The sequence below is a fragment of the Lentzea sp. NPDC036949 genome (assembly GCF_055608075.1).
The window spans coordinates 579,915-593,688 of the sequence record NZ_JBVJRA010000003.1 but is presented as its reverse complement, the minus strand read 5'-3'; the positions used below and the strand labels follow the sequence as shown (position 1 = coordinate 593,688).

Below are 13,774 nucleotides of genomic sequence, written 5' to 3'. Positions count from 1 at the left end.
GCACTGACCGGTCAGTTTAAACGGAAGGTAAAGCCGTGGAGATCCACGCCCAGCGCGCCGGCGTCACCGGGGCCCATGGTCCCCTGCTCCGGCCGACCTCGCTGACCGTGCGGCCGGGCGAGCTGACCCTCGTCGCCGGCGACCCCGGCACCGGCCACACGGCGCTGGGCCTGCTGCTGTCCGGTCGCATGAAGCCCTCCACCGGCACGGTGTCGCCCGAGCTGAAGACGCTGCGCAAGCACGTCGTCCTGGTCGACGCCCCCGAGGTGAACGAGCCGGAGGAGGCGCTGACGCTGGCCGCCGTCGTCGGCGAGGAGCTCGCGATGAACGGCATGGCCTCCGGGAAGAAGGCGGTGCACGACTGGCTCGTCGAGCACGCGGCCGACGAGCACGCGGCCAGCCGCTTCGAGCACGTGCCGCCGCGGACGCGCTGCGCGGTGCTGCTCGACCTGGCCGCCGCCCGCCCCGGCGTGACGGCGCTGGTCCTCGACTGCCCCGACCGCTACCACCCCGACCCGCGCGAGTGGTTCGCACTGGCCCACGACCACGTGACCCCCGAGCGGTCCGTCGTCGTCCTGTGCTCGAACTCCTCCGCCCAGATCCTCGACCTCCCGCACGCGCGCCTTGGTGAGGACAACGACACCAAGATGGAGACCTCCGCATGAGCGCCCTTCGCATGGCCTTCAACGAGCTGCGCCGGATCACCTCCGGCACGCTCCCCCGGCTCGCCGTCCTCGCACTGGCACTGGTGCCGCTGCTGTACGCGTCGCTCTACCTGTACGCCAACAAGGACCCGTACTCGAACCTGAACAACGTCCCGGCCGCGCTCGTCGTGCAGGACCGCGGGACGAAGGACCTCAACGCCGGCAAGGACGTCGCCGACGAGCTGCTCAACGGCAGGAAGTTCAAGTGGCAGGTCGTCGGCAGCGGCGAGGAGGCCGACGAGGGCGTGCGCAAGGGCAAGTACATCTTCGCGCTCACGCTGCCTGAGGACTTCTCCGAGGCGCTCACCTCGCCCGCGGACATGAAGCCGCGCCAGGGCGTGCTGACGCTCACGACCAACGACGCCAACAACTACCTCGGCAGCACGATCGCGACCCAGGTCGTCACCGAGGTGCGCCGCGCCGTCACCGAGAAGGTCTCCACCGAGGCCGCCGACCGGCTGCTGCTGGGCTTCTCCACGATCCGCCAGGAGACCACGAAGGCGGCGGACGGCGCGGCGAAGCTCGCCGACGGCAGCGCCACCCTGCGCGACAAGCTCACCGAGCTCGACGGCGGTGTGCAGCAGCTGTCCACCGGCTCGGTGACCGCCGCGGCCGGCGCCGTCCAGCTGCGCGACGGCCTGCACGAGCTCCGGTCGCAGACCCAGGCCCTGCCCGCGGGCGCGCAGAAGATCGCCGACGGCGCGCGCCAGGTCGCGGACGGCAACGAGACCGCCGCGACCGAGGCCGAGGCGTACGCGCGGCTGGCCCAGTCCCTCGTCGGCGCGCTCGACCAGGCCAACGGCGACGTCGCGACCCGGTTGCGCGCACTCGGGTTCACCGAGGAGCAGGTGCAGCGGGTCATGACCGCCCTCACCCAGGCCCGCCAGCCCCTCGACAACGCCAACGGCAAGGTCCAGGGCGCCGCGGGCAACCTGCGCAAGCTCGCGACCGGCGCGGACCAGGTCGCCGACGGCGCCGCCCAGCTCTCGTCGAAGATGCCGGGGCTCGTCAGCGGTGTCGGCCGGCTCGACGACGGCGCCACCAAGCTCGCCGACGGCAACGCCCAGCTCCGCGACGGCCTGCAGAAGGCGGCCACCGGCACCCCGCAGCTCAGGGACGGCGCCGCGCAGCTCGCGGACGGTTCCGCCCAGCTGCGCGACGGCCTGACCGGCGGCGTGGGCAAGATCCCCGACACCGACGACCCCACGCGCGAGGCGATCGCGAAGGCCATCGGCGACCCGGTGGCGGTGAAGGGCCTGTCCCAGACGAAGGCGGCCACCTACGGCGCCGGTCTGGCCCCGTTCTTCCTCGGCCTTGCGACGTGGATCGGCGCGTTCGTGCTCTTCCTGCTGCTGCGCCCGCTGTCACGCCGTGCGCTGGCCGCCGGCCAGTCGGCGTTGCGGGTCGCGTTGGGCGGATGGTTGCCCGGTGCGTTGCTCGGTGTCGTGCAGGTGCTCGTGATGTTCTCGGTCGTGCGGTTCGTGGTCGACATCGAGCCGTCGAACCCCTTCGGCACGTTCGCGTTCCTCGTGCTGATGTCACTCACGTTCGTCGCGATCCTGCACGCCCTCAACGCCGCGTTCGGCGCCGTGGGCAAGTTCCTCGGCCTGATCCTGCTGATCCTGCAGCTGGTCAGCGCGGGCGGCACGTTCCCGTGGCAGACGATCCCGGTGCCGCTCTACCCGCTGCACTACGGCCTGCCGATGGGTTACGCGGTCGACGGCCTGCGGCACCTGATGTACGGCGGTGACCTGGGCAGCGTCGGACAGGACGCGCTGATCCTTCTCGCCTGGCTGGTCGGGGCCCTAGCCTTGTCGTCCGTGGCGGCCTACAAGCAGCGGGTGTGGACACCCTCGAAGCTGAAGCCGGAGCTCGTGCTGTGAGCGCGCGGACGACGGCGACGAAGCAGAAGCTCTTCGACGCGGCGTTGAAGCTGGTCGGCGAACGGGGTGCGGCCTCGGTGACGGTCGACGAGATCGCCGCCGAGGCGGGTGTCGCCAAGGGCACGATCTACTACAACTTCGCCTCGAAGGACGCACTGGTCGAGGCGCTGCTGCACCACGGGGTGGAGATCCTCGCCGGCCGGCTGCGGTCGGCGGAGGCGGCCGGGTCGTCCGAGGACTCCCTGGAGGCGCTGGTCGACCAGATGCTCGGCTTCTGGGCCGAGTACCCGGCGTTCGGCCAGCTGCTGGTGTCGGAGCTGTGGCGGACGCCGGGCCAGTGGCACGGGACGTTGTCGTTGCTGCGCGACGACATCGTGTCGATCGTGCGCGGTCAGATGAAGCGCCTGGCCGACGCGGGCCGTCTGCCGGAGGGCGTGGAGGTCGGCACCGCGTCGGCGGCGTTGTTCGGCACGCTGCTCGTGATCGCCCTGGACTGGCAGGTGTTCCAGCCGGAGCGGTCGCGGGCGGAGGTGCGGGAGTCGGTCATGCTCCTGGTGCGGGGGCTGGGACAGGCCCGCCGTCCCTGACCGCGCTCAGGAACCGGCCTGGTGCAGCGAGGGCGGCTTGCCCTCCAGCGCTCGCACGACGGCATCCAGCACGGCCTGGCCGACGTGCCGGGCGGCGTCGTGCGCGAAGCGGCCGAGCAGGACCTGCTGGGTGGGGTGCGCGCTCAGCACGGCGTCGGGCACCGGTGCGGACGTGTGCACCTCCACGACCGGCGCGTGCTCGGCCAACAGCGGTGCGACGGCGGTGAGCACGGCGGTCCGGTAGCTCGCGTGCACCCACGCCACCAGCAGGTTCACCGGGCGGCCGGCCAGCTCGTACCCGACCTCGGAGGCCAGCTCCGCCGGTTTGGCCCAGTCCGCCTTGACCCAGGTCGGCCGGTGCCCGCGCGACACCGACGCCCGCGCGGCGCGGCCGGGACCGTCGTCGGCGGCCAGCGGCCGGGTGCGGCACGGCAGCACCACCTGCCACCCGCGTGCCACCAGCCGTCCCGCGCAGCCGGCCAGCATCCCGCTGCCGCCGAGCACCAGTGCCGTCCTCACCGCGCACGCTCCTCACCGACGGCGGCCAGCGGCCCGGTCAGCCACCGCTCCACCTGCCCCTGCCCGCTCAACCGCACCACGACGACCTGGCCCACCAGCGCCCGCACCCTGGCCCGGTTGCGCCTGTAGGACTTCCAGCCCCACCGCAGGATGTGCTCGGGGTCCGTGAACACCGACCACAGCGACGACTCCTGGTTACCGTTCCACAACTCCACCCGCCCCGCCCGCCGCCGGACCGTCCGGCGCACGAGCCGGGTCATCACCGTCGCGAACGGGTGGTCGAGCCAGACGACCGTGTCGGCGCGCGCGGCCAGCTCGCGGCGCACCTCCTTGTACTGGTACTCCGTCACCCACCGGTCCTGGTGCGCGAACTCGGCGACCTCGCCGGCGAACTCCGGCCGCGGTGTCCACTGTGGACCCCAGTACAGCCGGTCGAGCTCGACGTAGCGGACACCGCGCAGTGCGGCGATGCGCCGGCACAGCGTCGACTTGCCGGAGCCGGCGTTCCCGGCGACCAGGATGCGCCGGGGCACGTGCGGCAGCGGGTCTGCTGGTCCGAGCAACGGCATCGGGTCAGGCTAACGGGAACCCCGTGATCACAACACGGTCAGCGGCGCTGGGGCCGCGGCACCGCGAACTGCAGCTGCATCCACGAGATGCGCCAGACGAGGAAGCACGCGAGTCCCGCTGCGACCACGGCCGCCACCGTGGACAGCGTCGAGAACACCAGGTACGCCCCGGTGTCGAGCAGCAGTGTCTCCAGCAGGTCGGTCAGCACCATCGCGAGGAACGCGCACTGCCACGGCTTGATCAACGGACTGGTGGTGCGCTCGGCGAACGGCTTGCTGCGCTGCGACGGGTCGCTGGCCCGCCACACGTCGGTGATCGTCCGGACCCCGCGCAGCGCGATGGCCTCGGCGTTGTGGGTGGCGTTGCGGAACCACAGCACGAACGCGACGGCGGCGGGCAGGTAGAGCACCTGCGCCAGGAAGCTCCACGTCGACGAGCCGCCGGACCAGTCGTTCACCGCGCCCCACACCGACTCCGCGGCGACGAGGGCGATCAGGCCCTGGCTCGCGAAACCGGTGAGCCGGACGTCCCTGAGGTCGATGTAGGTGTCCACGGGCTACCTTCCGAAACCGCAACCGAGTTCCGCGAACGTAGCGATCTTCTCGGCGGCGCGCACCACCTCCCGGTCGATTCCGTCGAGCACGATCCGGTCACCGTCGCGGCGGGCGGGCAGCAGGGCGTGCGCGAGCGGTTGGCCAGGCACCCGTCCTCGCCTTGGCGCCCGGCCCGTGCGTTCGGGTGCCCTCCAGGACCTGCTGACCCGCGAACGCGAAAGGGGCCACGGCGGTTCGCCGTGACCCCTTCTCCGCTGCGGCGGCTCAGCCGACCGTGCGGTCGCCGAGCAGCGCCCACTGGCTCCAGCCCGCCTTCTCCTTGTAGAAGCGGCGGATCGGCTTGCCGTCGTCGGTGCGGGCGAAGACCTCGATGGTCTTGGTCTGCGCGTGGTACATCGCGGTCGGCGCCCCGGAGACCTTGGTCGTGCCGAGCTTGGTCCACGCGGTCCAGCCGCTGTCGGTGGCACGCGAGTGCTCGACCTGGCCCTCCGCGCCGAGCTGCAGCACGTCGATCGAGCCCGTCGTCGTGTTGTAGACCGCCGACGGGGCACCGACGCCCTTGCCGCCGAGGGTCTTCCACACGCCCGCCGCGTACTGCTCGACGCTGCCGGCTGCGCTGCGGACGAAGACCTGGTCGACGGCGACGCTCGGGTCGCTGACGATCTGCACGTCGCCCTGGTCCTGCCACTTCTCGCCGTCGAACTTCACGAGCTTGCCGTCGTCGCTGCGGGCGTAGACGTCCTTGTCGAGCACGGCGGGGTCGCCGGCGACCTTGCGGTCACCCAGCGCGTCCCAGCGGCCGGCCGCGAACCGCAGCAGCGCGCCGTCCACGCCGCGGGCGAGCACCTCGACGGCCTTGTCCTTGTCGTTCCAGCGCAGCACGGGGTTGCCGGCCACGGCCGTGTCGCCGAGCGCGAGCCACTTGCCGTCGGCGCGGTGGTAGACCCGGCCGTCGGTGCCGCGCGCGTACAGCTCGACGATCTTCGTCGCCGGGTTGAGCAGCGCGACCGGGTCGCCGGCGAAGAGCTCGGGGCCCAGCTGCTGCCAGCCGGCCCAGCGGCTCGTCTTGTGGAAGTTCGTGATGATCGTGCCGTCCGCGGCGCGCGCGTAGACCTCGAGCGACTGCGCGGCGGTGTTGGAGATCTGCGGGCCGCTGCTCACGGCCGGCGCGTCGGTGACCGGGGTGTCGCCGGTGACCGCGCCGGCGCCGCCGGACTCGACCAGGCCGTTGTAGCGCAACGGCACGTACCGGCTCGCGGTCGCGGCGCTCCACACCCGCTGCACGGGACGGGACCCGTCCGGGCCTGCCTGCTCGCGCACGATCGGCCGGGTCTTGGCGGCGTCCGCCCAGCCGATGAACAGCGCCACGTGGTTGAGGCGGTCGTTCAACGCGTCGCCGGGGCGCAGGTCCTCCCAGTCGATGCGGTGCGCGACCTGTTCGAGGATGTGGGTGGTGTAGGAGATGCGCAGGCCCCACGCCATCGACACGTAGCCGGAGCAGTCGGTGCGGTAGGCGCCGTACTTGTTGCCGAAGCAGTCGCTCTGGCTGTAGGGCACCCGCGCGCTGATCCACGTCCGCGACCGCGCGAGGACCTCGCTGCGCGTGATCTTCGAGTTCGCCGCGTACGTCCCGCAGTGCGCGCCACCCTCAGCGGCCGCGACCGCGACGTCGGGCATGGCCAGCGACGAGCCGAACGTGATGGCCGCCGCGGCGACCGCCAACATCCCCAGCGATCTCATGCCGGTCACCGTAGCAAGGCGGTGTGAAGTTTTGGTCCGGTCGAACGGCCCGAGTTCGGCCGGCCGGTCAACCGTGAACGGCCGGTCGGCGGTCAGTCGAGGACGCCGCGGTACCGCCGCGGCACGTACAGCTCCTCCGCGCTGTCGTACGGGTACCGGACCACCCGCAGCCGCGTGCGGTGCCCGCCCGCCTGTTCGTACGCCCAGTACCGGTCTCGTTCCTCCGCCCACGCCGCGAAGATCACGACGTGCCGGGTCAGGTTGGTGCCGTCGGTGCGCAGGACGATGTCGCCCGCGCGCAGCTCGGTGCGCTCGACCGCCGCGCTGACACCGGCGAGACCGGGGGTGTCGAGGCCGCCGTGGCGGTCGTCCGGCTTGCCGGGCAGGCCCCAGGCCATCGACACGAACCCGGAGCAGTCGGCGCGGTAGATGCCGTGCTCGTTCGCGTGGTACTTCGCCTGCCCGTACGGGACCGAGTCGCGCAGCCACGTGCACGCGCGTTCCACGATCTCGGCGCGGCCGATCCTGCGTCCGGCGGTGCGTGCAGTTGTCACGGGGCCATGGTCGAGCACCGACCTCTAAATGCCCTGCAAACTCGCTATAAGGTCCGCGTCGGTGACCTCGGCGGTGGCCCAGGCGAGCGGGTAGCTCAGCCGGATCGTGTCGATCTCCTCGCTCAGTTGCACACCGGGCAGCACCTTGCGGACCAGCGCGAGCATCGCGTGGTTGCCGGGCAGCACGTCGCCGTGCAGCTCCGCGAACCCCAGCCGGGCGGCCACCTCGGTCAGCGCCTCCAGCAACCGCCGGCCGGCGCCGCGGCGCTGCCAGCGGTCGACGACGGCGACGGCGATCTCCGCGCCGCGCTCGCCGGTGCGGATGACGCGGGCGATGCCGATCGGGTCATCGCCGACGCGGGCGCACACGGCGGCATGCCGGGTGCCGTCGACGTCCACCAGCACCCGGCGCGCGGCGGCGGTGAGGCGCGGTGTCGGCGAGTGGAAGCGCTGGAAGCGGCTTCGTGCCGACAGACCGGCGAACACGGCGTCCACCGCCGCCGGCGCCGTGGTCCGGTCGAGTTCGGCGACGCGCATGAGACCCCCTGAGTTCGGAATCCGAACTGTAGCTGAGTTCGAAAAACGAACGCAAGGGATATCCTGGGGGCATGTCGTACGCGAGCTTCGCCAGCCTGCCGTGCACGCTGGGCCGCCCGGCCGCACTGCTGGGCGAGCGCTGGACGTTGTTGCTGCTCCGCCAAATATTCCTGGGCACCCGGCGGTTCGAGGACTTCCAGACGACGATGGAGATCTCCCGCAGCGTGCTGACCGACCGGCTGAGCATGTTGCTCGACGAGGGCGTGCTCAAGCGCGTGCCGTACCAGGCCGATGGGCGCACACGGCACGAGTACCGCCTCACGGAGAAGGGCAAGGACCTCTACCCGGTGCTGATGGCGCTGCGGACGTGGGGCGAGAAGTGGATGTTGACCGAGCAGGAGGACGAGTCGTTCACGCTGGAGCACCGCGACTGCGGCGGTGGCGTGCGGGCGAAGGTCGAGTGCGCGGACTGCGGGGCCGAGCTGACCGCGCGGGACGTGCACGTGACGGCGCGCGGGTGACCTCGCCCGGCGGGTGGCGCCGGGCGAGGCCGTGGTTCACTCGGGCAGGTGCGCCGCCCGCCACTCGACGGCGCTGAGCCCCGCCAGCTCCCCCGCCTCCCGTGCGCGCAGCCCGGTGAAGAGCGCCTTGGCCTCGGCCCAGGCCTCCTCGTCCCCGGTCGCGGCGGCGAGGTCGCGCATCGTGCGGGCCCGCCAGATCGGCAGCCCCAGCGCGGTCCACCGGTCCAGCGCGTCCCGCAACAGGCCGGCGGCCTCGTCGTCGCTGCCCCGCGCCAGCGCGGCCTCGCCGAGCGTCCTCGTCACGAGCGCCACGCCGAACCGGTCGTGCTGGCGGGTGCAGACCTCCAGGCACCCGGCCAGCAGGTCCTCGACGTCGGTGACACCGGCGGCCTCACCCGCCCGCAGCGCCGCCTTGGCGAGCGACTGGACCGCGTACGTGGCACCGAGCTCGTCCCCGGCGGCGCGCAGGACGCGCTCCGCGTCCCGGCTGAGCTCCACCGCCCGCACGTACGTCCCCTCCGCGCGGTGGCACAGGCTCAGCCCGCGCAACGCCAGCGCCTCACCGCGCTGGTCGCCGAGCCGCCGGTAGAGCTCGACGCACCGCTCGAACGCCGCGACCGCCTCGGTGAGGTCGCCGTGGTCGCGGTGGATCGCACCGACGCCGTAGCTCGCGGCGGCGACGACCCCCTCGTCCCCCAGCGCGATCGCCTGGCCGAGCAGCTCGCGGGCCGGTTCGAACTCCGCGAGGTCGCGCAGGACCGTGCCCATGCCCACGCACGCGACGGCGAGCGTCGCGGTCTCGCCGATGTCCCGCGCGATCTCCGCGGCCTGCTCGAAGTTCCGCAACGCCTCGACGAAGTCGTCCTGCTCGTAGCGCAGCTGCCCGAGCCCGGCCAGCAGCACCGCCTCCGCACGCCGGTTGCCGCGGTCGCGGGCGGCCCGCAGCGCGACCTCGTGGGTGCGCTGCCAGTTGCCGAACTCGTTGCGGGCAGCGAAGGGCGACGACAGCAGCGACGCGATGACGGTCGTGGTCAGCTCGTCGACACCGAGGTCGTGCGCGCGTTCCACGACCCGCACCACCGCACCGGTCTCCGCGTGCAGCCAGCCGGTCGGGTCCTCCTCGACGTCCTCGGCCAGCCGCGGGTCCACCTCGACCGGCGGGGCGAGCGGAGGGCGCAGGCCGAGCGTCACGCGCGGCAAGGCCCGCACCGCGGTCTCCACGAGCGCGAGCCACGTCGCGAGCGTGCGCGCGACGGCCGCCGCGACCTCCTCCGCCGGTTCCGCCGCCGCCTGCTCGGCGCCGAAGAGCTGCACCAGGTCGTGGAACCGGTAGCGCACCCGGCCGAGCTGGTCGACGCCCGCGACGTCCACCAGCCGCAGGTCCACCAGGTGCTCGACGACGTCCTCGGCGTCGTAGGGCGGGATGTCCAGCAACGGCGCCGCGACCCACGCGCCGAAGTCCGGCAGGTCGAGCAGCGACAGCAGGTGGAAGGCCCTGCGGTGCCGGGCGTCCAGCTCGGCGTAGTTGAGCCGCAGCGACGAGCGGATCGCCAGGTCGCCCGTCTCCAGCTCGTCGAGCCGGCGCCGTTCGTCGGACAGCCGCCTGGCCAGCGTCCGCAGCGGCCAGTGCGGCCGGGCGAGCAGCTTCGCGCCCGCTGCCCGCAGCGCCAGCGGAACCCCGCCGCACAGCCTCGTGATCTGCTGCGCGGCCTCGGGTTCACCGCCGACGCGCTCGGTGCCGACGATGCGGCTCAGCATCTCCGCGGAGACCTCCTCGCCGAGGAACCCCAGCTCGATCGGTTCCGCGCCCTCCAGGCCGGTGAGCCGGCTGCGGCTGGTGATGATCACGAAGCAGTTGGCGTTGCCCGGCAGCAGCGGCCTCACCTGCGCCTCGCTCCTGGCGTTGTCGAGCACGACCACCAGCCTGCGATCCGCGACCATGCGCCGGTACAGCTCGACGCGCTCGTCCGGTGCGGCCGGCTGGTCGTTGCCGGGGATGCCGAGCAGGCCGAGGAACCGCCCGAGCACCTCCTGCGGTTCGAGGTCGCGCCCGGCCCCGCGCAGGTCGGCGAACAGCTGACCGTCGGGGTAGGTGCGGCGCAACAGGTGCGCGGCGTGCACGGCCAGCGCCGACTTGCCGGCCCCGCCGAACCCGGAGACCACGACCGTCGGCGTCGCGGTGCTGTCCGCCGGCGCCTCGCACAGCGCCATGACCTGCTTGAGCGCCTCCTCGCGGCCGGTGAAGTCGCTGATGTCCGGCGGCAGGTGGTGCGGGACCACCTGCGGCCGGACCACGACCGGTGCCGGCACCGCCCTGGCGGGCGACTCCTCGATCGTGCCGTTCAGGATCGCGGTCTGCAGGTCCCTGAGCTTCTCGCCCGGCTCGATCCCCAGCTCGTCCAGCAGGTACTCGCGGGCTTCCCGGTACACCGCGAGCGCGTCCGCTGTGCGCCCCGCACGGTGATACGCCCGCATGAGCAGCTCACGTGTCTCCTCACGCGCCGGGTGCGCATTGGCCAACGCAGTGAGTCTGCTGATCGCGTCCTGCTCCCGGCCCTGGTGCAGCTCACACCTGCCGAGGCCTTCCTCGGCGCTGAGCCGCTGCTCGCCGAGTGCGAGCGCGTGCCCCCGTGCGAACTGCGCCTCGACCCCGTGCAACGCCGGTCCGCGCCACAGCGCCAGCGCCTGCCGGTAGTGCGCGACGGCGGTGCTCAGGTCCCCTGCCCGCTCCGCCTGCCGCGCCGTGGCGACGTGCCCGGCGAACATCTCGGCATCGCTGTCGACGTCGAGCACGTACCCCGGTGCGCGCGTGATCAGCGCTTTGTCGAGCGCCCTGCGCAACGACGACACGTAGGTGTGCACCAGCGCGACCGCGGTCTGCGGCGGCTGGTCGTCCCAGATGAGGTCGATCAGCCGTTCCACCGGCACGACCTGCCTCGGTTGCAACAACAACGCGGCGAGCAGGGTTCTCGGCTTCGGTCCGCCGAGGTTCACCTGTCTGTCGCCGACCCACACTTCGACTGGCCCCAGTACGAGCGCTTTCACGCCCACACCCCCATCCCCCAGTAGATGAGCACGCGTGTGCGTCTACGAGGATGCACTACTCGGCGTTCGGGGCAACGCGTTTCGGCGTTCCGGGCCACGACCGGTGCTACCGCAGCGACTCCAGGTGCCGGCGCAGCAACGCCACCGCCAGTTCCGGTGTCATCCGATCGGGGTGCAGCACCCCGCCCACGGTGAGCCCGTCCACCAGTGCCGCCAGCCGCTCGACCTCCACCCGCACGTCGAGGTCCGCGGCGGCGGTGCCCTCCGCGACCATCCGCCGCACGACCTCCCCGCAGAGGAACCGCAGCCCGTCGTACAGCCGTTCGGCGTGCGGGAGCAGGGCCGGCCTGGTGCGCGCCGCCGTCGCGAAGGCCAGCCACAGGACGGCTTCGTCGCGGCGGCGGTCGTCCAGCGGCAGCACCTCCGACAGGACGAGCACACCCGGCCTGCCCTCGGCCTCGCCCAGCCGCTCGACGTGGGCCAGCACGCGGGCGCCGATCGAGTCCACCAGCGCCTCGACCGCGAAGACGATCATCGCGTCGTGGCTGTCGAAGTAGTGGCGGACCGAGCCGATGGCGAGGCCCGCCTCCAGGGCGACGGTGCGCAGCGAGGCGCCCTCGACGCCGTCGCGCACGACGACGCGGAACACCGCCTCGGCGACGTGCTTGCGGCGGGCGGCGGGATCGACGACTCGGGGAGACACGGCCACTTTGTAGCACGACCCTGCTAGTTTAAGTAGCAGGGTCATGCTACTTAGGGGGAAGCCATGACGTATCTGCTGATAGCAGCGGGTGTCCTGTACGTGCTCGTGCGCCGGTTCCTGGGTGAACCGCTCAACGCCAGGGACCTCCTCGCGCCACCCGTGTTCCTGCTGTTCTTCGGGATCAGGGCGACGACGGACTTCCACGCGAGCTACCTGTTGCCGCTCGCGGCGGGGTTCGCGTTCGGCGTGCTCCGGGGCATCACGACCAGGCTCTACGAACGCGACGGGCACCTGTGGCAGCGGTACACGCCGTGGACGTTGCTCGTGTGGGTGGCGTCGATCGGCGTGAGCACCGGGCTGGGGTTCCTGATCGGCGGGCACGCGCCCACGCAGCTGTCGATCGGCGTGAGCATGCTCGGCGAGCTGTGCGCGATCGGTGCGAAAGCGCTCAGCACCGGTGTTCCGTTCGCGCGGGAGGAGACACGGGGCCCGCTCGCGAGGTTCCATGACAGGCGTGGATCGTCGTGACTTCCTCGTCGGGGCCGGACTGCTCGCCGTCGCACCGGCGCAGCGTCGGCCGCGCGGGAACTGGACTGGGGCGCCGTGCGGCGCGAGTTCCGGCTGGACCCCGATCTGGTGAACTTCGGCCAGTTCTACCTGGCGTCGAACCCGCGCGAGGTGCGCGACGCGGTCGAGTCGTTCAAGCGGAAGCTCGACGCGAGGACGAGATCACGACCAGGCTCCACGGCGCGATCACCCCGCGGACCCGTGCCGTCGGCATCACCCGGGTGCAGTCCGGCACGGGCCTGCGCATGCCCGTGCGCACGTGCGCCGAAGTGGTCGCCGAGGCGAACAGGGGACGCGCGCAGGAGGACCGCTGCCTGCTGGTCGTCGACGGCGTGCACGGGCTGGCCGCCGTGGACGAGGACCCCGCGCGGACCGGCACGGACGTGTTCGTCGCGGGCACGCACAAGTGGTTGTCCGGGCCGCGCGGCACCGGCATGACGTGGGTGAACCCGCAGGTGAGCGACCAGGTGGTGCCACTGCTGCCGAGCCTGGGCGGCCGCGGCGGCACAGCCCTGCTGGGACCGGGCGGGTTCCACGCGTTCGAGCACTTCTACGCAGTGAAGGCCGCGGTCGAGTTCCACCGGCGGCTCGGCCGGGACCGCGTGGCCGCCCGGATCACCGAGCTGGCCACGCGGTTCAAGGAAGGACTTGCCGAGCTGCCCGGCGTCACCGTGCACACGCCCCGCGACCAGGACCTGTCCGCGGGGCTCGTGTGCTTCGACGTCACCGGGCAGACCGGTGACCAGCTCGTCGCCCGACTTGAGCGGAAACGGATCCAGATCACCACCGCGCCCTACCGGCGGCCCCATGCGCGGATCGGCGCCGCCATCACGAACACACCGGAGGAGGTGGACCGGACGCTCGCGGAGATCCGGTCGCTCACCCGCTGGTGGCCGCGACGACCTCGATCTCCAGGAGCCACTCCTCCTCGTAGATGTCGCAGGCGATCACCGTGACCGCCGGCTCGTGGTCACCGAGGACCTCTTGGCGCACGCGGGAGTTGGCGCCGCGGTACTTGCGGTCGGACAGGAACGTCGTCGCCTTGACGATGTTCGTGCGGTCCATGCCGGCCGCTTCGAGCGCGGCGAACACGTTCGCCCACGCCTGGCGGCACTGGTCGTCGAAGTTGTCGGGCACGTTGCCGTCGGCGTCGACCGGGATCTGACCGCTCACGAACAGCAGCTTGCTGCCGCCGGGCACGCTGGCCGCCTGGACGTAACCGGGACTGGGGATCGCCGTGTTGATCGGCGTGAAGGATGCGGTACGCACGCACCGCATCCTCCCGCATGG

Annotated in this window: 16 protein-coding genes; 6 read left to right on the top strand and 10 right to left on the bottom strand. The window is 72.3% G+C overall.

Translation table 11 applies throughout. The features are described 5' to 3' along the window. Positions 1-35 precede the first annotated feature (35 nt). Genes ACZ7CD_RS12295 through ACZ7CD_RS12285 form a run of 3 tightly spaced genes read left to right on the top strand, consistent with a single transcriptional unit; the run spans position 36 to position 3,174 of the window. Positions 36-665: an ATP-binding cassette domain-containing protein gene (locus tag ACZ7CD_RS12295; RefSeq protein WP_360397685.1), complete on the top strand. Its 630-nt coding sequence runs from the start codon at positions 36-38 to the stop codon at positions 663-665. Continuing rightward, positions 662-2,587, top strand: coding sequence for a YhgE/Pip domain-containing protein (locus ACZ7CD_RS12290; protein WP_360397683.1), 1,926 nt, complete (start codon positions 662-664; stop codon positions 2,585-2,587). Before ACZ7CD_RS12295 ends, ACZ7CD_RS12290 begins: the two co-directional genes overlap by 4 nt. Next, positions 2,584-3,174: a TetR/AcrR family transcriptional regulator gene (locus ACZ7CD_RS12285; RefSeq protein ID WP_458430829.1), complete on the top strand. Its 591-nt coding sequence runs from the start codon at positions 2,584-2,586 to the stop codon at positions 3,172-3,174. The genes ACZ7CD_RS12290 and ACZ7CD_RS12285 overlap by 4 nt, the downstream gene beginning before the upstream one ends. A gap of 6 nt (positions 3,175-3,180) precedes the next feature. On the opposite strand, the gene ACZ7CD_RS12280 is transcribed toward ACZ7CD_RS12285, so the two are convergent. From ACZ7CD_RS12280 to ACZ7CD_RS12250, 7 genes are all read right to left on the bottom strand, one after another. Beyond that, a complete protein-coding gene (locus tag ACZ7CD_RS12280) occupies positions 3,181-3,693 on the bottom strand; it encodes a hypothetical protein (RefSeq protein WP_360397679.1) in 513 nt (170 codons plus the stop codon). Then, positions 3,690-4,262, bottom strand: a complete 573-nt coding sequence (locus ACZ7CD_RS12275; RefSeq protein ID WP_470378892.1) for a P-loop NTPase family protein — start codon at positions 4,260-4,262, stop codon at positions 3,690-3,692. Before ACZ7CD_RS12275 ends, ACZ7CD_RS12280 begins: the two co-directional genes overlap by 4 nt. Before the next feature lie 38 nt (positions 4,263-4,300). Further along, positions 4,301-4,816: a hypothetical protein gene (locus ACZ7CD_RS12270; RefSeq protein WP_360390029.1), complete on the bottom strand. Its 516-nt coding sequence runs from the start codon at positions 4,814-4,816 to the stop codon at positions 4,301-4,303. Positions 4,817-4,819: 3 nt separating this feature from the next. Continuing rightward, positions 4,820-4,966, bottom strand: a complete 147-nt coding sequence (locus tag ACZ7CD_RS12265) for a hypothetical protein (RefSeq protein WP_470375668.1) — start codon at positions 4,964-4,966, stop codon at positions 4,820-4,822. A gap of 115 nt (positions 4,967-5,081) precedes the next feature. Then, complete coding sequence (locus tag ACZ7CD_RS12260) at positions 5,082-6,557, bottom strand: DUF8189 domain-containing protein (RefSeq protein WP_470378891.1); 1,476 nt, start codon at positions 6,555-6,557, stop codon at positions 5,082-5,084. A 92-nt stretch (positions 6,558-6,649) separates the two neighbouring features. After that, positions 6,650-7,111: an NlpC/P60 family protein gene (locus ACZ7CD_RS12255; RefSeq protein ID WP_360390033.1), complete on the bottom strand. Its 462-nt coding sequence runs from the start codon at positions 7,109-7,111 to the stop codon at positions 6,650-6,652. A gap of 24 nt (positions 7,112-7,135) precedes the next feature. Next, a complete protein-coding gene (locus ACZ7CD_RS12250) occupies positions 7,136-7,648 on the bottom strand; it encodes a GNAT family N-acetyltransferase (RefSeq protein ID WP_470378890.1) in 513 nt (170 codons plus the stop codon). A gap of 71 nt (positions 7,649-7,719) precedes the next feature. On the opposite strand from ACZ7CD_RS12250, the gene ACZ7CD_RS12245 reads away from it, so the two are divergent. After that, positions 7,720-8,169: a winged helix-turn-helix transcriptional regulator gene (locus tag ACZ7CD_RS12245; RefSeq protein WP_360390039.1), complete on the top strand. Its 450-nt coding sequence runs from the start codon at positions 7,720-7,722 to the stop codon at positions 8,167-8,169. A 36-nt stretch (positions 8,170-8,205) separates the two neighbouring features. On the opposite strand, the gene ACZ7CD_RS12240 is transcribed toward ACZ7CD_RS12245, so the two are convergent. Next, on the bottom strand, positions 8,206-11,214 hold the full coding sequence (locus ACZ7CD_RS12240) for an AfsR/SARP family transcriptional regulator (RefSeq protein WP_470378889.1): 3,009 nt from the start codon (positions 11,212-11,214) through the stop codon (positions 8,206-8,208). A 106-nt stretch (positions 11,215-11,320) separates the two neighbouring features. After that, a complete protein-coding gene (locus tag ACZ7CD_RS12235) occupies positions 11,321-11,917 on the bottom strand; it encodes a TetR/AcrR family transcriptional regulator (protein WP_470378888.1) in 597 nt (198 codons plus the stop codon). Between the two features lie 63 nt (positions 11,918-11,980). Here ACZ7CD_RS12235 and ACZ7CD_RS12230 point away from each other — a divergent pair, with 63 nt between their 5' ends. Both ACZ7CD_RS12230 and ACZ7CD_RS12225 read left to right on the top strand, forming a co-directional pair. Then, on the top strand, positions 11,981-12,445 hold the full coding sequence (locus tag ACZ7CD_RS12230) for a DUF1453 domain-containing protein (RefSeq protein ID WP_470378887.1): 465 nt from the start codon (positions 11,981-11,983) through the stop codon (positions 12,443-12,445). Then, positions 12,442-13,440: an aminotransferase class V-fold PLP-dependent enzyme gene (locus ACZ7CD_RS12225; protein ID WP_470378886.1), complete on the top strand. Its 999-nt coding sequence runs from the start codon at positions 12,442-12,444 to the stop codon at positions 13,438-13,440. Before ACZ7CD_RS12230 ends, ACZ7CD_RS12225 begins: the two co-directional genes overlap by 4 nt. Here the strand turns inward: ACZ7CD_RS12225 and ACZ7CD_RS12220 are convergent. Then, positions 13,364-13,753, bottom strand: coding sequence for a RidA family protein (locus tag ACZ7CD_RS12220; RefSeq protein ID WP_360390054.1), 390 nt, complete (start codon positions 13,751-13,753; stop codon positions 13,364-13,366). The two genes, ACZ7CD_RS12225 and ACZ7CD_RS12220, sit on opposite strands and share 77 nt — an antisense overlap. Positions 13,754-13,774 lie beyond the last annotated feature (21 nt).